Origin of the sequence: Erwinia rhapontici (assembly GCF_012271765.1) — a bacterium.
GTDB lineage: Bacteria > Pseudomonadota > Gammaproteobacteria > Enterobacterales > Enterobacteriaceae > Erwinia > Erwinia rhapontici.
The window spans coordinates 523,682-540,814 of the sequence record NZ_VRKO01000010.1; the positions used below are offsets into that span (position 1 = coordinate 523,682).

The 17,133-nt window shown below is 39.5% G+C and carries 18 protein-coding genes and 3 pseudogenes; 9 read left to right on the forward strand and 12 right to left on the reverse strand.

All coding sequences use genetic code 11. The annotated features are described in order from the left end of the window. Positions 1 to 161 precede the first annotated feature (161 nt). Genes FVB43_RS07655 through FVB43_RS07665 form a run of 3 tightly spaced genes read left to right on the forward strand, consistent with a single transcriptional unit; the run spans position 162 to position 2,715 of the window. Positions 162 to 839: a response regulator gene (locus tag FVB43_RS07655; RefSeq protein ID WP_167863718.1), complete on the forward strand. Its 678-nt coding sequence runs from the start codon at positions 162 to 164 to the stop codon at positions 837 to 839. Next, positions 839 to 2,227 (forward strand): sensor histidine kinase, encoded by a 1,389-nt coding sequence (locus FVB43_RS07660; RefSeq protein WP_167863719.1) that lies wholly within the window; start codon positions 839 to 841, stop codon positions 2,225 to 2,227. Before FVB43_RS07655 ends, FVB43_RS07660 begins: the two co-directional genes overlap by 1 nt. Positions 2,228 to 2,277: 50 nt before the next feature. Beyond that, on the forward strand, positions 2,278 to 2,715 hold the full coding sequence (locus FVB43_RS07665) for a hypothetical protein (protein ID WP_167863720.1): 438 nt from the start codon (positions 2,278 to 2,280) through the stop codon (positions 2,713 to 2,715). Positions 2,716 to 2,871: 156 nt separating this feature from the next. On the opposite strand, the gene ccdB is transcribed toward FVB43_RS07665, so the two are convergent. Together ccdB and ccdA are read right to left on the reverse strand one after the other, a co-directional pair. Beyond that, positions 2,872 to 3,177 carry a type II toxin-antitoxin system toxin CcdB gene (gene ccdB, locus FVB43_RS07670; RefSeq protein WP_133841673.1) on the reverse strand — a complete coding sequence of 102 codons (306 nt, stop codon included), beginning with the start codon at positions 3,175 to 3,177 and terminating at the stop codon, positions 2,872 to 2,874. Between the two features lie 2 nt (positions 3,178 to 3,179). Further along, positions 3,180 to 3,398 (reverse strand): type II toxin-antitoxin system antitoxin CcdA, encoded by a 219-nt coding sequence (ccdA, locus tag FVB43_RS07675; protein WP_133841674.1) that lies wholly within the window; start codon positions 3,396 to 3,398, stop codon positions 3,180 to 3,182. 137 nt (positions 3,399 to 3,535) lie between these two features. On the opposite strand from ccdA, the gene FVB43_RS07680 reads away from it, so the two are divergent. Next, on the forward strand, positions 3,536 to 3,787 hold the full coding sequence (locus FVB43_RS07680) for a hypothetical protein (RefSeq protein WP_159336428.1): 252 nt from the start codon (positions 3,536 to 3,538) through the stop codon (positions 3,785 to 3,787). Between the two features lie 259 nt (positions 3,788 to 4,046). On the opposite strand, the pseudogene FVB43_RS24575 reads toward FVB43_RS07680, so the two are convergent. From FVB43_RS24575 to FVB43_RS07695, 4 genes and pseudogenes are all read right to left on the reverse strand, one after another. Continuing rightward, positions 4,047 to 4,232, reverse strand: a pseudogene (locus FVB43_RS24575) (hypothetical protein). 40 nt (positions 4,233 to 4,272) lie between these two features. Then, positions 4,273 to 5,130, reverse strand: coding sequence for a hypothetical protein (locus tag FVB43_RS07685; protein ID WP_167863721.1), 858 nt, complete (start codon positions 5,128 to 5,130; stop codon positions 4,273 to 4,275). A 219-nt stretch (positions 5,131 to 5,349) separates the two neighbouring features. Then, positions 5,350 to 5,709 (reverse strand): annotated as a pseudogene (locus tag FVB43_RS07690) (integrase core domain-containing protein); the annotation flags it as partial. Next, a pseudogene (locus tag FVB43_RS07695) lies at positions 5,685 to 5,828 on the reverse strand (transposase); the annotation flags it as partial. The pseudogenes FVB43_RS07690 and FVB43_RS07695, both read right to left, overlap by 25 nt. 391 nt (positions 5,829 to 6,219) lie before the next feature. On the opposite strand from FVB43_RS07695, the gene FVB43_RS07700 reads away from it, so the two are divergent. From FVB43_RS07700 to FVB43_RS07720, 5 genes are read left to right on the forward strand one after another with little or no spacing between them, the layout of a single operon-like run. Beyond that, entirely contained in the window at positions 6,220 to 6,948 is a 729-nt protein-coding gene (locus tag FVB43_RS07700; protein WP_167863723.1) for a hypothetical protein, read from the forward strand. Beyond that, complete coding sequence (locus FVB43_RS07705) at positions 6,948 to 7,559, forward strand: TIR domain-containing protein (protein ID WP_167863724.1); 612 nt, start codon at positions 6,948 to 6,950, stop codon at positions 7,557 to 7,559. The genes FVB43_RS07700 and FVB43_RS07705 overlap by 1 nt, the downstream gene beginning before the upstream one ends. A gap of 41 nt (positions 7,560 to 7,600) precedes the next feature. Next, positions 7,601 to 8,113 carry a TIR domain-containing protein gene (locus tag FVB43_RS07710; protein WP_167863725.1) on the forward strand — a complete coding sequence of 171 codons (513 nt, stop codon included), beginning with the start codon at positions 7,601 to 7,603 and terminating at the stop codon, positions 8,111 to 8,113. Between the two features lies 1 nt (position 8,114). Next, complete coding sequence (locus tag FVB43_RS07715; RefSeq protein ID WP_167863726.1) at positions 8,115 to 9,308, forward strand: toll/interleukin-1 receptor domain-containing protein; 1,194 nt, start codon at positions 8,115 to 8,117, stop codon at positions 9,306 to 9,308. After that, positions 9,305 to 10,123, forward strand: a complete 819-nt coding sequence (locus FVB43_RS07720) for a hypothetical protein (RefSeq protein ID WP_167863727.1) — start codon at positions 9,305 to 9,307, stop codon at positions 10,121 to 10,123. The genes FVB43_RS07715 and FVB43_RS07720 overlap by 4 nt, the downstream gene beginning before the upstream one ends. 249 nt (positions 10,124 to 10,372) lie before the next feature. On the opposite strand, the gene FVB43_RS07725 is transcribed toward FVB43_RS07720, so the two are convergent. The 6 genes from FVB43_RS07725 to FVB43_RS07750 form a co-directional block, all read right to left on the reverse strand. After that, positions 10,373 to 12,166, reverse strand: coding sequence for an ATP-binding protein (locus FVB43_RS07725; RefSeq protein ID WP_167863728.1), 1,794 nt, complete (start codon positions 12,164 to 12,166; stop codon positions 10,373 to 10,375). 353 nt (positions 12,167 to 12,519) lie between these two features. Continuing rightward, positions 12,520 to 13,182 carry an Nmad2 family putative nucleotide modification protein gene (locus FVB43_RS07730; RefSeq protein WP_167863729.1) on the reverse strand — a complete coding sequence of 221 codons (663 nt, stop codon included), beginning with the start codon at positions 13,180 to 13,182 and terminating at the stop codon, positions 12,520 to 12,522. Continuing rightward, positions 13,176 to 13,667 carry a TIR domain-containing protein gene (locus FVB43_RS07735; protein ID WP_167863730.1) on the reverse strand — a complete coding sequence of 164 codons (492 nt, stop codon included), beginning with the start codon at positions 13,665 to 13,667 and terminating at the stop codon, positions 13,176 to 13,178. Before FVB43_RS07735 ends, FVB43_RS07730 begins: the two co-directional genes overlap by 7 nt. 21 nt (positions 13,668 to 13,688) lie before the next feature. Continuing rightward, a complete protein-coding gene (locus FVB43_RS07740) occupies positions 13,689 to 14,720 on the reverse strand; it encodes a nucleotide kinase domain-containing protein (RefSeq protein WP_167863731.1) in 1,032 nt (343 codons plus the stop codon). Then, a complete protein-coding gene (locus FVB43_RS07745) occupies positions 14,713 to 15,267 on the reverse strand; it encodes an AAA family ATPase (protein WP_167863732.1) in 555 nt (184 codons plus the stop codon). The genes FVB43_RS07740 and FVB43_RS07745 overlap by 8 nt, the downstream gene beginning before the upstream one ends. Further along, a complete protein-coding gene (locus tag FVB43_RS07750; protein WP_197931262.1) occupies positions 15,264 to 16,310 on the reverse strand; it encodes a thymidylate synthase in 1,047 nt (348 codons plus the stop codon). The genes FVB43_RS07745 and FVB43_RS07750 overlap by 4 nt, the downstream gene beginning before the upstream one ends. Positions 16,311 to 17,133: the final 823 nt, after the last annotated feature.

The window sequence follows — 17,133 nt, forward strand, 5'->3', positions numbered from 1 at the left end:
TTTAAACGCCAGAACGCTCAGTTTGAATGCTGACCCTGAAGTTCTCATGAGCCCAAAATGAAGAAATACTGAAGTAAGTACCCGTTCTGCAAACCTGATAGATTTACTGATACCGTTTTTTCTTCAGACGTTCTTCATTCACTGTTGATAAAGTCACTATTGTGAAAATTCTCCTAATCGAAGACGACATCGATCTCGGCAACGGCGTACGTATTGCCCTCACAGACCAGGGATTAGATGTCATATGGGTTCGCCGAAAAGTGGATGCTCTGCATCAACTTGATGTATGCGTGCCAGAACTTGTCTTGCTCGACCTCGGCCTGCCCGACGGTGATGGCATGAGCCTGATGGCGCGTCTGCGTCAGCAATTCAAGGGGATCCCCGTCATCATCCTGACTGCCCGGGGCACTCTGCAAGATCGCTTGACTGGGCTGGATGCCGGTGCAGACGACTATCTCGTCAAACCTTTTGTTCTCGCCGAGCTATTGGCCAGGGTGAGGGCACTTGTGCGGCGCAGTTACGGTTTTCAGAATGAGGTGATAGAGATTCGAGGGCTATCTCTCCATGTGCCGACTCGTCGCGTGGCCGTGAGCGAAAGGCATGTTGATTTGACGGCAAGTGAATACGCGCTGCTTGAAACATTAATGTTGCGTGCTGATCGTGTTATGACACGTAGTTTTCTGGAAGAAAAGATCTTCGGTGCAAAAGAAAATATGAGTAATGCGCTCGATGTACATATGGGAAATTTACGTCGCAAAATCGGTGACGGCTATGTGCGAACGGTGAGAGGAGTGGGGTTTGTCATTGATACCGTACCCATTCAGAAGGGGGCAGGTTGATGCGTAATTTTTGGCGCTATCTGAGAATCCCAACGCTCGTACGGCGAATGATGATCGCCCAGATGCTATTACTGACGCTGCTTTGGTGTATTTTTCTGACCTACATTTTATGGGATAACTTACGTAACCCTCCAATGCTATCAGGCAGCAAAACCTATGAAACCATTCTGACATTGGTGGATCGTATGGGGGATCGTCCGCACGATCTCACCGATGTGCTGGAAAAATTCAGCAAGGCATTGCGGGAAGGCTATGGCGGAGGTGAAGACCCCAAAATGTCAATCAGCCTAATCGTTCGGAAGAATAAAGAGATAATTTACGCATCTGATGGCGCTCCGGCAGGAGTGACAAACACCGGTTATGGGATGATTCAGAGTATTCAGAGTCACGGCCGCACCTGGACGAGCCGTACTCTGAAGTCCGGGAACTCCGACACAGAGGTAACACTGCTCACTCCTGCTGGCGGTTGGAACTTCTTCATATACCTGAACTCGCGCGGATACTACATATTACCGCTGCTGGTATGCATTCCTTTTCTTTTGTTTCCTGCGTGGCTGTCAATCCGCATTGCCATGCGTCCCTGGAACAAGGTGGCAAATGAAGTTTCCTTACGAACACCAGAAGATCTTTCTCCCTTAAAAGCAGTTCCAAAGCACAAGGAGCTGCGCCAAATAGTGGACGCGATTAATATATTCCTTGCCAGGGTACGAGAGAGCACTGAAAGGGAACGGACGTTCATTGCAGATGCCGCTCACGAGTTGCGTACTCCGCTGGCTGCAATGCGAGTCAATGTTGAGGCTTTGCAGTCCGATGTCAGCAACGTTCGTCAACAGGAATTGCTTGCAGGGATTATTCGTAGCAATAGCCGTGCTGCTCGACTCGTCAATCAGTTGCTGCTGCTGATGCACAGTGAGGCGCGCATTGACACTGTTATGGAGCCTGTACCGCTGACGACGCTCATCCAAGAGCGAATGGCTGAGTTATCACCGCTAGCGGCTGAGAGCCAGATTGAGCTTGAATTCTACTTTCATGATGAAGTCTGGATTACAGGCGTCAGGGAACGCCTGATGTCGCTAATCGACAACTTAATTGAAAATGCTGTGAAGTACAGTCCTGAGGGCGGGCGAGTTGAGGTAGAAGTACGATTGTTAGATAAATCCACCCAATTGCGTATCTCAGATGCAGGACCCGGAATCATGGTTGAATTGAGGGAGCGAGTATTCGACAGATTTTTTCGTGATCCCAATCAGATACAAAGCGGGAGTGGATTGGGGCTGGCAATAGTCAAAGCGGTTGCGCAGCAACACAACAGCAGTGTTTTTCTAAGTACGTCTGCAGAAGGCGGGCTTATGGTTATTGTTGATATCCCAAATCACAATTCCGTCTGAAAGAGAACGCAATTTTAGTCCCCATCCTGCCCAGGACATTTACCAGAATAATGGAGCATAAATTGAAATATTTGGCCCTGGCTACACTATTATTTTCTATATCACTGAGCGGATGTGCCATAACCGTCAGCGATTTAAAAAACAGCGAAACATCCTTAGACGGCAGTTTCATTAGCAAGACGGGGTCCTCCGATACTTATCGAACCCTAAGGCACATTGCAAGGCAGTGTCTGGAATATGAGTCATATTCAGGAAATCCGGTCATCGTATTTAGCGAGTTTGACGGTGAGCGTAAAGAAGGTGAGATCACTCAAAAACTGGTTTCAGAGGGACTGTTGATCAACAACACACTCATTGAGATAGAAAGTCATGATGGTGACAAAGCTAAGATCAGCCTGTACACAACCAAGAATATTTTGAGTACGGGCATCAGGTCGCCAAATATAAGTGATATCAAGCGATGGACTGACGGCGATAGAGCCTGCTAGTGTGGCACTTAGCCATACTGACGTGCCCCCAGGATTAGATAATCCCCATGCCAGCATCGTGATGCTGCTGCGGGTGTTAGAACCGACAGCCAGCACAGTGTTGTGGGGAGGGGCCAGTTTGGGGTGAGCCGTACGGCACGCACCGTGAATGCTTTTTCAAATACCCCAAAACATGAGGTTGATGGCATTTTTGATATCATCCTGACACCGGGTGATATCCACTACTGCATCACCGATAACCTCGACAGGGACACTAGAAAGTTCCGTGGTCATCAATCGGTGATTTTTTCCCTCGATGAGGATCAGCGGGAACAAGGTTTTATTCACTTTCTCAGAAAGATGGTGCGATTCAATGAGCGGGATAACCATGCGTCGCCCAGGGGTATCGACAATATCACTTTGCACATCGACAAAAATTTTGTAATGGCTGGTGCGTTTATATTGATAAACAATAAATTGCATAATCACCAGTTCCTGTTTTCATCGGCGAAAGAGCCATTCTTTGCGATAAAGCTGGCGACTTCCTCCATCCCTTCACGGTTCTGGTCTTTCCACTCTTCTGCCTTTATACGACGAGCTTCCTTGCCGATGACATCATTCACCAGACCAGAAATATTGACGCCCGCAGCATTCAGAACCAGATAGTTCTCTTTGTCTACAGTCACGCTGACTCTGTGTTTCATGGCCGTGCTCCTCTTGTGTGCATACCTGAAGTATATACTTTGCGTAATTATTCATCAATCAATCCTGCAACAGGTGTAAGGATTCGTAGCCTGCTGCACAAAAACAGCGCTCTCGAGTTGGTTGGTCGAGTCTGTTAGTGATGGATACTTACAGCGACAGCTATAGTGAAATTGTCGATACAGCAACAACGCTTCTTTCTGGTTTGGTGGATGACCTTGTTGATGAACTTTCTATTTTCATTGAAGAGTATCCAGACAATGAATCTGCGGCTTGCTCTCTGAATGACATAACCAGGATGGAAGTTGGCGATCTGTCTTTTCTCCATCCATCAGCGATTGAATTTTTGCAATGGTTGTTAGGATATTTGAAACAAAAGCAGAATGGTTAAAACGTCAGGTAAACCCCCATGCCAGATCGTGATGCTGTTGCGGGTGTTAGAACCGACAGCGAGCACTATTCTTGCGGGCAGGGGGCCAGTTCGGGGTAAGCCGGACGTCACGCGACAGGACGTCGCGTGCCGAGGCCCGCAGGGAAGCGGATTTTGCCGATCCGGTGTGCCCGAACTGGCCCCGGGCCTGTCACCAACCTTTCAGCCGCTTCGAGTGAAAAGTTAGCACCTGTGCCTGCGGGCTGACCGGAAAAAATGGTCAGCCCCTAGGCCAAACCTGCCGCCCAGTTTCATCCAGCAAAAAACAAAAAGCCCGCTCAGGTTTCCCTGAGCGGGCTTCTCTAAATTTGGCTCCTCTGACTGGGATCGCCTTTGCCATTAATTGGCTGAATATTAAGCTAAATCAGAAATTCAGTCTTGTCAAGACCACCAAAATGACCACCATTTAGATTGTATATCTAGAATGGTGCGAATCATCACGCCTATTATAGAGGATGTGAAATCTTGAGCTCATTTGATCTACTGGCGCTAATTTGACGCTCCATCAATTGTGCTTCATGTAAAGCTGCGGCACTAAAACTTTTACCAGTTAGAAGAGTGTCAATCGCTTTAAATAATGACGAATCAAACTGGTTATGAAGCCATTGATATCTCCCCCAACGGAGTTTTTTAAACTCAGAAAAACACTCTTTACCAAATGCAACTAAAATTAAATTTTCAATATTGGAATCGCAATGCCATGCCACTTTGGATGGCTCCTCTTTTCCTGCCTTTAATAAATAAATGGAACGCATCAGAATAGTACAGTAAGTAGAGTAGAGCGCCCACACAAACTCACCAATATGTGGCCTTACCAACTTAACGTCTTCAGAACTCGCATTGATTAAATGGGTCAGATCAAATTGCTCCAATTCATGTGAATATTTATATAATCGTGCATCAGTATAAAATTTTTTCATTTCTTCATCAGTGAGAATGTCCGTAAAAGAGACAACTCCAGGAAATTTTTTGCGAAAGTCGATTATCCCCTTCCAAAGAATATCGACTGCATCAATTTTTCTTGAAATTGTTGCTTTTTGTACCTCAGAGAAAGACGAAGCAGCGATTTTTAATATGTTTGATTGTCGCTCTAATTCTGCCTTCATATCTGTAAGATGAGCATCGCCTTCTGTTTTAAGTTCAGCTTTAAGCCTCTCTAATTTATTATCATATTCATTTTTAATGCTTAAATGAATTCGGTTTCCAATCCAGGCTCTAAAAAGCCATCCAACGCCAGCCAGAAATACTAGGCTGAAAGCGGTGGACGTAATCGTTTGTAAAAGTAAATTTCCCAACATCTCCATTTTTAATCCCCGTTTTTTGTTTATAGCTGTGAGAAAGTATCGTAATTTAATGCGGAAAATCCTACCATTTTATACTGAAAAGTACTATAACCTAATGAATTTATGGGTGTAATTTATTTTGTGAGGTATCTATTTATTCTCTTGCTTTTGTCTTGCAAGTATCCGAGTAATGTATTTGAATATTAAGAACATAAAAGTTCAAATGTAAGCATACCCGTTTTAGTTCCACACACTTTTTGAGATTTCCGGTTTCTCAGCCATCAGCTGGTATTCTTCCGGCGTCAGGTTATTCAGAGATTCATGGGGACGCTCGCTGTTGTATTCTGTCAGCTAGCGTGCCGTTATTTCCCGTGCTTCATTCAGCATTCTGAACAGGTAAAAATCTAGTACTTCTGTCCGGTATGTCCGGTATGTCCGGTTAAAACGTTCAATAAACGCATTATGAGTGGGTTTACCCGACCTGATAAATCCCAGCACCACACTGTGGACTTCGGCACATTGCGCCAGAGCCAGAGATACGAGTTCCGGCCCGTTATCCATCCGCATTTTCAGCGGATACCGCCAAACTTCTCTTTCCAATTGTAATAGCTGGCTTCTGAAATACCCGCTTCGCGGCAGACATCCTTAACGGTGCGTCCGGCTTCGACGGACTTCAAAACGGCAATGATCTGATGCTCAGTGAATCGGGTTTTGCGTATGGCGATCTCCTTCAGGGGCATAATCAGTATGTCGGAAGATCTCTAAAAGTGAACGGTTCCTTTTGCAGGGATACCTACAATTATGTTTTAGTGATCTGCTACAGTCCTGCATTGCAACAAACAGCTAGCTGATGAAGATATCCACTGCTTGTCTAGAGAAAACTCCAATGCAATCCACCAGATATATCTAAATTTTTAGTCGGGCTGTAAAAAGTGAAATTGGTATCCTAAAGGATTTCGGATAAATCCGAATCAGGGTATAGTAGTCTCTGAGTATTAATGAATAGTTGTGTTATGAAGTTGTAACTCATTGATAATAAAGAATAATATTTTTTATAAGTTTGTTGACAAAAATGCAACTTGATTGAAATTTTTTCATAAGGATTCGCTTATGGCTAGGGGATTGTTACTAGTTGGAATTATTTTAATAGCAATTATTTTAATGGGGTGCTTCTCTTTTCTACCGGCCTCACAATGGTGGTTTATCAAAAATATCATATCAAATTTTGATTTTGTAAAAGCGCTCCTTTCAATTCTAATATTAACATTGATTACTATATTTTTGTTTTTCGGTATTTTAGAGAAAAAATATTCATTAAAGTTAGAAAAACTAACTTTCGGTGGGTTAAATATTTTATTTGATAGTTCTGACTTGCTATATAAAAGATCTGTTCGAAATTTTCTTGATACTAAAAGGAGTGTATTCAAAATTGATCCACATTCTGACTCATTTGAAGAGGTTTTTAACTCTTTATATGATATCTATAATTTCATTCGTATTGAAATAAGAGTGCTGGATGTTAAGCGGAAAAGAGATATAGAGTTGTATCTTATATCTAATAAAATACTAAAAAAACTGAATCAATTGCTAACCAAACATCAGAATAATTACAGGCGTTGGCATAAGTACATCTCAACAAACGATATTGTATTGACGAGGGATAAAGATTCTAATGGTGAAAATGTTTCTTTAATTTATCATTTAACACCAATTGGAATAATCCAGACTCATTACTATCATTTCAGCCAATTGATGGCTGATTTTGAATGCATTAATAAATTTTTCTGTGAGGAAATTAGTGTTATTTTTGACATCGATATTGCTAAGTGGGAGGAGTAATGCATAAAACTTTTCTGAGTTATCATCATGCAAACGAACAAGATTTGAAGGACGGAATCATTGAAGCATTTGGTGGTGCGTCATTTATTGACAAGTCCGTAAGTGACGGGGATATCAGCACTAATGTCAGTGAAGATTACATTATGAGGAAAATTCGGGAGGACTATCTTGGTGACTCTACCGTAACAGTAGTACTCATAGGTACAGAAACTGCCAACAGACCTTTCGTTAACTCAGAAATTCAGGCATCTTTATGGGGGGCAAATCCTGCTGGATTAATCGGTGTAATTAGAGATGAAATATATTCGAGCGTATTTAGCTCTGGTGTGTGTAGTGATATTTTTTGCAATTGCGGCATTGGACTTAGAACCATTGATTGGGGTTATGAACATTATCTCCCTTGGTTAATTAAAAAAAACCATAGCTTTTCAAAAGTCGTCCCTCACTATGAGGATATGGATGTTTACTGCTCACTAGTTAACTATTCAGATTTTATAGGGAATAGTGAATTTTATATTAACCAGGCATTTGATAAAAGAAATGTTATGGAACCAGCAGCAAAGAAAAATCCCGCGGACGTCCCGGCTATAAGAACTAATTTACTATGGTGATGAGATTGTTTTTACGCTAAGATAAATTTAAGAGATCAGATATGTATAATAGCAAAGTAATTAAAAGAAAGGTTTTTTTAAGTTACCACCATGATGGTGACCAATATTACTATAATGAATTCTCAAAAAAATTTCATGATGAATATGAGGCTGTAACGGATAATTCCCTTAATCGTCGAGTTGATAGTGAGGATATTGACTATGTCATGCGACGTATTCGTGAGTATTATATCACAGGGACTTCATGTTCTATTGTCTTGGTCGGTAATGAATCATGGGGGAGGAAATATATTGACTGGGAAATTAACGCGACGCTTGATAAACAACATGGACTTATTGGTGTCCAGTTGCCAACATTGTTATCAAATTCTTCTGGACGAGTGAATGTGCCCGCTCGACTCAGTGATAATATTGATTCTGGATATGCACTGTGGGTAAGTTGGGTTAATTTTACAGCTAATATTTCGTCGTGTAGGGGATATATCGAACAAGCCAATTGCCGTAGTAATACTCTGATAAGAAATACTCGTGAACGCCGCTTAAGGAATGCATAATATGCTTGAGACGAATTTAGCAAAACCATTTCTTGTTGTTTATATCATTTGGCACCCGGATTTCGCCGGTGGTGCTGGACTGGCTGAAATATTGCGGGGACACTTTCGTCGGGAACTCTATCAGAACGTTGCTGGAGGAACCGGTTTAAGTGTTATTTTTCGTTCTGAGCCTCTACCTGAAACGCGGAAGCCATTGCCGATCAATTTTTCAGAATCAGAGACCACCGCAGTCCTTATACTTGCAGAATCATGTATGGCAAATGATCCTGAATGGGGGACTTACCTTCGGGAGCTATCAATACAGTCGGAAATAGCTGGACTGGGTACACATCTTTTCCCCATTGCTATTGAAGGAGAAGGATTAAATCTTGGACTGGAAGAACAGGCATTGCGCTGGGACCAATGGATACAGGATGGGAGCAACAATACAGCAAATCTTCATATACGATTGATTAGTGAGCTTACATACGAATTTTGTAGGATGCTGCGCCATTACCTGGAGCATCTGAAACAACCAGAAAAAGATGAAGATGATTTGCTTAATTATCTCAAGAAGGTTCAGATATTCCTTAGCCATTCTAAACATGATGAAGATGGAGAGCGGATTGCTCGTTTGATACGTGAGAAATTACATAGTGGACATGGGTTAAGTTCATTCTTTGATGTCCATGATATCCCTGCCGGGCTTCGGTTTCATCAGGTGCTATTGAAACAGCTGGCGCAAAGCGCAGTTGTTGCCATACATACCGACTCTTATTCTTCGCGTGAATGGTGTCGCCGAGAGATTATAGAAGCTAAACGTAATAGTGTACCTTTAGTTGTTGCCAACTGTATTAGCGAATTGGATGAAAGGGGATTTCCTTATATGGGAAATGTCCCCATAGTGAGAATGGATCCCCAGCAGACTGAACGAATTAATATCATTATTGCACGCCTGCTTGATGAGGTTCTGAAAGATTTTCTGTGGCGTTGTCGTATACAATTGATTAATACTGAACAAAGTGCAGTGCAGTTTGTTCCACGTGCGCCGGAGTTAATTTCACTTGCTGGTTTAAAGTTCCCCGGTATTGGGCAGCCTACAATTGTATATCCTGACCCACCCTTAAGTTCCGAAGAGGAGCGATTATTTGAAGAAGTTAAACCCGGTATCAGGCTTAGAAGTTTTACCGAATGGCTGGCAGAGGGAACATCATGACTTATCGTGAAATGCTTAGTCAGCATGTTATTGCAATATCTACATCAGATAGCCCAGATATGCCTGTATTGGGGTTAAGTAAACAGCATTTATATGACGCGATGACAGAAATTGCGCGTCATTTATTAGCCTTGGGAGCCCGGATTGTTTATGGCGGAGATCTACGTGCAAATGGTTTTACTGAACTGTTATTTGAGTTAGTAGCACGCCATAGAAGAGATGCCGATGAGGGGGATGAACGTTCCAGTATATTGAACTATCTTGCATGGCCGGTGCATATGCAAAAAGATGCCAGTGACTTGGAAAGGCTCAGTGCGGACCTGAAAGGAATGGCAAGACTTGTTTTGTTCAATCGGGATGGCGAGCAGTTGCCAATGGCAGAACGAGCCCATTACATAGCAACTATTCCTTCTGATGAAGATTGGGCAATAGGTTTGACAGCAATGCGACATGCTATGTTACAAGACACACATGCCCGTATTATTCTTGGCGGGCAGGTTGATAAGTATAAGGGGGCAATGCCCGGTATAGCAGAAGAGGCTGTATTATCACTTCGTGCTAAACAACCCCTTTTTATTATGGGAGGCTTTGGTGGATGTGCAAAAGATATCACGGAGTGTCTGAATATTGTGGAATCTGATGGAATGCAGCAACGCAACTGGGGAGGGCGGGAAGAATTTGTTGGTTTCTCTTTCCAGGATCTTAATAACGGCCTCACTGAGGAAGAAAATACTGTGCTAGCACAGACTCCGCATGTGGACCAAGCTATCGCTATGATTTTGAGAGGGCTTTTTCGATTAGTAAAACGTAGCTGAAAAAAGACTTTAAATTCCATTATCATTATATGTATTAGCTTAGACTTCCTTTGGCACTCTTGCGGCACGGAGCTAAACCTAATCTAATATGTAGTTCTGTGCTAGTGGCGACAAGCCAGTACACATAGTAGCCTTTTAATTTGTATAAGTAACAGAAGTGCCGAAGGATAAGCCAACATTGTGAGACGATGACGATATGCAGAGCAATCATTATAATATTAAGGAAGAGCCGCAATCGCGGCCCAAATGTTATAATCTCGTATATATAGCATTGAACCATGTTAATATCTCGCCTTTTGCATCACATGCAGTGAGCATTTGATAACTCATTTTTGCTGTAGCAAATGTATTAATCTTCTTCTTCGCTTTACTTTCATTATAACGTGTTAAAGTGGATACTGCTGTCGAGACATCTGTCGTATCATCTATGGTTATTTTTACACCAAACACCGCCTGAATAGCATCAGGGTGTAAATAATTTTCCATTTCCCTTTTTACAGTCATGAATGCGATGGAACCATCATTTCTTGCATTTACTGAATTACATTCCTTTTCATACTGAGGAGGGATGGCAACATCTCTATCATAGATGTGAACCTCTGGTTTACTTAGAATTTTTAAGTAATTATTATTAACCCAATCTTTAAGAGTATGCCCGCCCATTGGAATGAAAACTATACGTGGATCATTTATCATATCAGGAACATTTGGAACACCATGGTCGAGATAAATTTTACCGATGTTCTTTAAAAAGTTTATATCATTAGGGCCTTCAACGCATACAAGAACAGATGCCCTACTATCAGGGTATACGCCAAGATCATTCGCTATGTTCTTTAGCACATCATCATCACCATTTTTAACTTCCAAACCATTATCGAGTGTTCGGGTTATATGGCGTAGAGACTCTGTAGGTATCTTTTCCACAAGTGCAGGTACGTGGGTGGTAATTAACACCTGGCATTTATCAGCATTTGCTAATTCTTGAAATGCATCAATAAGAAGTCTTTGATTAGATGGGTGTTGAGAAGTTTCAGGTTCTTCTATTGCATAAATAACTCCTTTATCCGGGAATTCTTTTTGCAATCTTTCTGCTTCTGCTTCTGCTTTAAAGAAACTAATCAGAACTAAGCGTCTAACACCACTACCACGTTTATTGATAGCTATTCCTCTATCATCTTCTAATGTTAGCTTGAAAATATTTTCCCACTTAGGTTCCACTTTAAATTTTGGGATTAACCCGGCAGCAAGATTAGGAGATATATCATGTAAATGTTTAATTGTATTTTCAGCCACTTCAACTGCATGTTCTTTTATGCTTTCTTTAATTGATTCAAGTTGAATATCAATCTTCTGCAATGCTGTTTGGACCGCTGACTTCATAGGGTCCTGTACTTCTGATTCTTCATCGGTACTCGGTCTATCTGCGCGAAATAATGCAAAGTGGGGGAGTTTGTCATATATTTTTTCACAAATAACCTTGCCCTCCTCAGCATTTAATTTAACGAAGATTTCTTTAAGCTTCAAATCTCCAACTTTCCTGTAAATTTCTTGTCTTAAACTAACATTTGATCTTTTATCCGCCCCATCCACGCCAATAGATTCGGCAATTACTTTAAGTTCATCATTTTTTTTGGCAAGTAAAGATTTCGCACTTTTTACTGAGGGAGCCATACATTTAGCTTGAACGCTGCCAGATCCCTTACCTTTTGCAAAAACTCTATATATCTCCAGCTTTCCATTACTATTTAATAAATATTCTTCTCTAAGGTTAGTTATAGACGTGGCATCCAAAACTATAGGTATATCAGCCCCTGAAAAGATACAACCAATTGACACGTCTTCATTTTCCATGCTATCGACACACTTATCGGTAGCATCATATTTACATAGTTTATGTTCAAAGAAGATACCAAGTGCGTCTAGGATAGTTGTTTTACCAACATCATTACGACCAACTAATGAAGTTAATGAGTTAATGTCAATGCTATGTTGTCCATGATAGCCACGGAAGTTCCTTAAGATTAGTTTTTCAAGTTTCATTAAAATCTCCATTTTTTAAACATTAAAATTATATTTTAAAAAAAATTAATGCATTCAAAAAATCGTTTAAAAATAATTGATTTTTGTTGTGGTAGAAGTAATAATCACATTTTACAAAATTAATTCAATCAAAGTATTGGATAAGACGATTTTTCTCTTTAATAAAACGGATCACTACGAATTGAGCAATAGATACTTTATGAAATACGCGGAAAAATAGTAATGTTTTGCTCATTCTAGACCTGATGCTCCTTCAGATTAGCAAGTTCGAAAGATAAGAGAAAATTGCGATAGTCTAACAAAATTATTTCACTTCTACTTTTAAAAACATGGAACAAAAATATATGTACTTATTAATAAAGTTCTCCAGTTCCCTGATCTACACGTTTATAGAAATCGGAAAAATTACATGGGTCAGATATAATTAAATTTTTATCACTACGACAATCAAATTCTATTTTATTTATAAGGTTAATGGCTGGTATAGTATAATTTAAAGAGATCTTTTTATAGTTTCTAATTCTATGATATTCAATTGAGTCTAAGTCTACTTCAATCGCTTTATTACCGAAATAATAAAAATGATCTGAAATAAGCACGTTATTAGAACCAGTGTCTCGTTCAAGATTTGTCATATTAAATGAACCATCAGCATTGCTATGATGAGAATCTTCTTGTATCCATTCATTTTTTTCATTTTGATGATAGATATTATCGCCCAGAATTTGTACATGACTACCATTTCTAGCCGGCTTTTTGATAGAGAACCTTGTGTCCTCCCAATAACCATTGAAACTAATTTTTTCTGAAACTTTCATTAATAGGATACATTTTTTTTTAGCTAATTTTAAATTAGCTCCACCAACTCCGAGTATCCAATCACCCACTTTAGCCGACTTTCTAATTCCAGGTTTGCATGTTGCCAAGGTGCAAACTCCATGAAATGGATTGGGTGCAAAACCAAAGTCTCTCGTTATTGCATAGACATAAAGGTGAGAGTTAGGCTCAATTAGCATACGACATTCCCACCTTGAGCTTTATCACGATCCGTACCATCAGGTTTTTCAAAGGAAGTTTTACCTTCAAGTGCGTTGATAATGGCGTCACTTCTCCAGGCCACTATAGAGGTTGAATACTTTTCGAGATTCTCTGGTAGTTTTACATCGCCTTTTAAACCATTTTCATATACACCTATAATTGGTTTTCCAAGTTGATGAGCTACTTGAATTTCCCAGTTTACCCAAGGTCTGGTATGTGTTTCTTTCCCGATAACAACTATAACTTGACTAGCCCACCTCATTTTCATTCTAAGTAAACGTGCAATCGTTCTATCACTAAGTTTTTTTTCCTCAACTCGTCGCTGGTTTTCAGGTTTCATTCTGATAGAACTATTACGTAAATGATAACCTTTTGCAGCAGCTAAACGAGAAACTCCATCAACACTAGCGTCATCTTTATGATGATGGCTAACAAAAACATTTTTCTTAATTTCTTTAACCATTTTAAAATCCTTTGTAATTTGCTAATTATAAAATAATTCTATATTATTACTCTGATAATGATACTTTTGTTTAGGTCTTTTATTGTTAAATTTAGTTCGGCATCTTTTATCTATTTCGCATGCACCACTATTTTCCATATCCATTAAGGTGTAAACTCTTTCTTCTTTAGGCATGAAATGGAATATTTCATCCATGTTCCAGTTTTCATTGTATTTTTCTGCTATGTTATTTTGGTTAATAGTAAACCAGAACAAACACTCTTCGCTATTCATTCCATCTCTATTAGAAAAAATCCAATTTATTCCTCTTTCACAACCAGGGCCTGAAATAACAAAATTCAACTCTGTAAACGGAAAATTGGCTATGTATGTCAGATCTATGAAAATTTGATATGCTAGAAAATCCCCAATCCCTGAAAATGATTTTAAATGTTCAAAAACTTCAAACTGATTTCTTGATGATTTTACACCATTAACGATTTTATCTTGGTTATAATAAACAAATTTTATCATTCTAATTACCATGTCATTTTCCGTTGCGCCCTCGATATTCTCTAAGTATTTCCCGAAATTAAATTTCGGACCTCCTAAAATGTAGGCTGCACTAAAAAATACATAGCCTGGTTTTTTTGTGGATATATTGAGAATCTTTTCCCTGATCTTTTCATTAATATCACGAGTCGTCATTTTTGTGAAATCAAAGGGCGCATCAATTTCATTTAACGTATCGCTTTTATTGACCACTCTAAATAAAAATGAATTGAGTATTTTATTTTCATAACTCAATTCATTATTGCTTGTTATGTTTTTTAATAACCATTTGGTTTCTTTGTCCCATGTTCTTTTAGTATTTACAAATTTATAGTTTCTCAATATTTTGTCTTCTGTCCAATATGGCGGAAGGTTAAGTATCTCTTTCTTGTAATATATAGAGGTTCTCTCTCGTTGATGATAAAACCATTCCCTGATAACATCTTCATTTAAGATGGGTTTGGCGGTTTTAATTTTCATTTCTCTGACATTACAAAAAAGTTGATCGTTTTTACTATTCACTAAATAATACCTTTTCGAAGAATTTTTTAAAACTATCAATTCCGTTCACACTATTGTTAAAATGATAGTCTGATTTTGTTTTATTTTCATTAACATACTTGTCAATTTCGTATTTTTTATAATTATTATTTTCCCGTTCTATATGTACTATTGTGAACTGATTGTTCTTACACCATAATAATTCTTCATTTGATCTTATGTCAGTAATTATTATGTTTTTATTCACCCCTTCATTTTTCTCTAAAACTTTAAACTCTTCTGATAGCATTCTAATAAATATTTTTTCTTCAATTTCCCTTAGTTTGTCTAAGCTCAGCCATATATGTCTTGGTGAATGGTTGATAAAGTCGCCGGTAGGTAAGGTTATATTGAGTGGTAACATTTTCTTTTCAGGGCTATAATCCTTTTCCATCCAAGGGTAGATATAATTGGCCAATTTTTTTAGTTGATCGCTAAATGATAATCTAACAAATTCATAGTTGGATATTAGATAATTGGCAAGAAAATCTTTTCCACTACCAGATATTCCCATGAGTGCAATTTTCATAGGCGATCCTTATTAGAGTTATTAAAGTGATTGGAAGTTACGCTTAGATTGAAATCATTGCTTAACTTAGCTGTTAACTCTATCGGTTGGTTAAACCTTTCCTGAAAAATATATGATAAAGCTGCTTCTGCATATCCCCAAAGTAAATTTCTTTCAGTTTCTACAAAATGTTCAATAAATATTTTTTTTAGTTTTTCAGTTTCCTTGTCTATTGTGTCTATTTTATGTGCATTTTCTGTTATTATTCTTTGAAGGAATAAAACTATATCACAGAACAATGATTTTATATTTTGGAGTGATGGAGGGAATGATATTTCATCACCGTTTATCAAATCTGTCATTTGCTCTTCTTTTCTTTTGTATATTTCATTGGCTTGTCCTATTCTATCATCATATATATGAAGATTAGTTACAGACTGATGTAAGTATCCCAGTTTAATCTCGCTATCAACTTCCCTCTGTAACATTGAAAGTACTATCTCTTGAAGTAAACTAAACTCGAAAATATTTATATTGCTCACTCCAAATATTAGATCGCCACTTCTTTGGACTACTTTAATGTTTAAATTTTTATCAGGAGTGATAAAAAAATGAATTAAGTTATTACAAGGTATATCGACACTATGTTCTATGTTGTATAACTTTATGAGACTTTCACTTGTATCTCTGTCAGGCATGTATAAGCTAATAACCGCTCTTCTTGTAAATATTCCTTCGTTTTTGAATTGTTGGACGACATTTTCAAGTTGCCCGTGAGCGTATAGTCTTTCTCCATAAGCTGCTCGCCAAGTGACACCATCATCTGAGTATTTAGGCGCTCTTGGTAAAAAAAAAGTTAGATATGGTTTAATTCGGTTATCGCCAGAAAATACCCATATAGCTTCAGCAAATGTGGAGAAGATGTTATTTTTTCGACCTGCTAAACTTAAATGCCTTGATCTAGGGTTTCGCAAGATCATACTAACATCATAAATAGTTATAGCATCCCCATTCCTTGTCGAAACACGAACTCCTTCATTAAGCACTTTTTCTAGGAGTTTCATTATTACATCGTTAATAGTTTCTCCGTAAATGACGTGCATAAACAAACCCTCATGCTATAAAAATATTTTTCTGGTTGATATAGTTTATTGGACCTAATCCAGAATTTGGTCCAGCCATACTTTGGACTAACCGGATAGCACGTTTCAATCTCTTGCTGCTAAGAACAGGCTCGAACGTGATAGCCAATTGGCTTCCAAAGTAGAAAGTGAGACCTCGGCCCACGCTACCGCCCTCAGCTGCATAGGCACTGCACTTGTATGAATATTTACAAATGTTACTCATGTTATGGATTTGGTCAATCTGGCAATCAGATAATTACGAAACTTTAGGCTTATTACTTAAGTGGGAGAGCGAGTCGCTAGCGAGTAAGACCGCCTCTTATATGTACCAGAATCACAACTGACGATGCTGGTTACTATCAAAACCATAGTCACACTTGCGTAGCAAGCTGGGGCCGCTTGCTAAGCCCGGTTGCCCCGGTTACGACGTTGTGGGCTGCTTAAGAAATCTCTCACCCCGGATCCGGGTGGTGGTGGACAGACTGTACGATGCGTTCAATACAGAGACAGCCCGAAACAGGTAGTAATTGATGCTGGAACGAGACTATTTAAGAACAAACCGCCCCCGGTTAGCAGGATCGCCACGTCCGGCAGGAAAGCATGCTAACACCTACATGAAGTTCCTGTCAGTGCCGGTCCTAGACTCAACACCACCAATCTACTTTTCACCACTGCGGAGTAAGGGGCGCTACGCCCGGCTATGCAGGGGCAGTTTTTTCTCCTGTGCGCTTTTCGTTCCTGTATCGGCTTTCGGTTAATCGTT

Coding starts and splice junctions, on each gene's coding strand:
- FVB43_RS07660 (WP_167863719.1), top strand. CDS start 839: ATGCGTAATTTTTGGCGCTATCTGAGAATCCCAACGCTCGTACGGCGA.
- FVB43_RS07665 (WP_167863720.1), top strand. CDS start 2,278: ATGGAGCATAAATTGAAATATTTGGCCCTGGCTACACTATTATTTTCT.
- ccdB (WP_133841673.1), bottom strand. CDS start 3,177: ATGCAATTTATTGTTTATCAATATAAACGCACCAGCCATTACAAAATT.
- ccdA (WP_133841674.1), bottom strand. CDS start 3,398: ATGAAACACAGAGTCAGCGTGACTGTAGACAAAGAGAACTATCTGGTT.
- FVB43_RS07685 (WP_167863721.1), bottom strand. CDS start 5,130: ATGGAGATGTTGGGAAATTTACTTTTACAAACGATTACGTCCACCGCT.
- FVB43_RS07700 (WP_167863723.1), top strand. CDS start 6,220: ATGGCTAGGGGATTGTTACTAGTTGGAATTATTTTAATAGCAATTATT.
- FVB43_RS07705 (WP_167863724.1), top strand. CDS start 6,948: ATGCATAAAACTTTTCTGAGTTATCATCATGCAAACGAACAAGATTTG.
- FVB43_RS07710 (WP_167863725.1), top strand. CDS start 7,601: ATGTATAATAGCAAAGTAATTAAAAGAAAGGTTTTTTTAAGTTACCAC.
- FVB43_RS07715 (WP_167863726.1), top strand. CDS start 8,115: ATGCTTGAGACGAATTTAGCAAAACCATTTCTTGTTGTTTATATCATT.
- FVB43_RS07720 (WP_167863727.1), top strand. CDS start 9,305: ATGACTTATCGTGAAATGCTTAGTCAGCATGTTATTGCAATATCTACA.
- FVB43_RS07725 (WP_167863728.1), bottom strand. CDS start 12,166: ATGAAACTTGAAAAACTAATCTTAAGGAACTTCCGTGGCTATCATGGA.
- FVB43_RS07730 (WP_167863729.1), bottom strand. CDS start 13,182: ATGCTAATTGAGCCTAACTCTCACCTTTATGTCTATGCAATAACGAGA.
- FVB43_RS07735 (WP_167863730.1), bottom strand. CDS start 13,667: ATGGTTAAAGAAATTAAGAAAAATGTTTTTGTTAGCCATCATCATAAA.
- FVB43_RS07745 (WP_167863732.1), bottom strand. CDS start 15,267: ATGAAAATTGCACTCATGGGAATATCTGGTAGTGGAAAAGATTTTCTT.
- FVB43_RS07750 (WP_197931262.1), bottom strand. CDS start 16,310: ATGAAACTCCTAGAAAAAGTGCTTAATGAAGGAGTTCGTGTTTCGACA.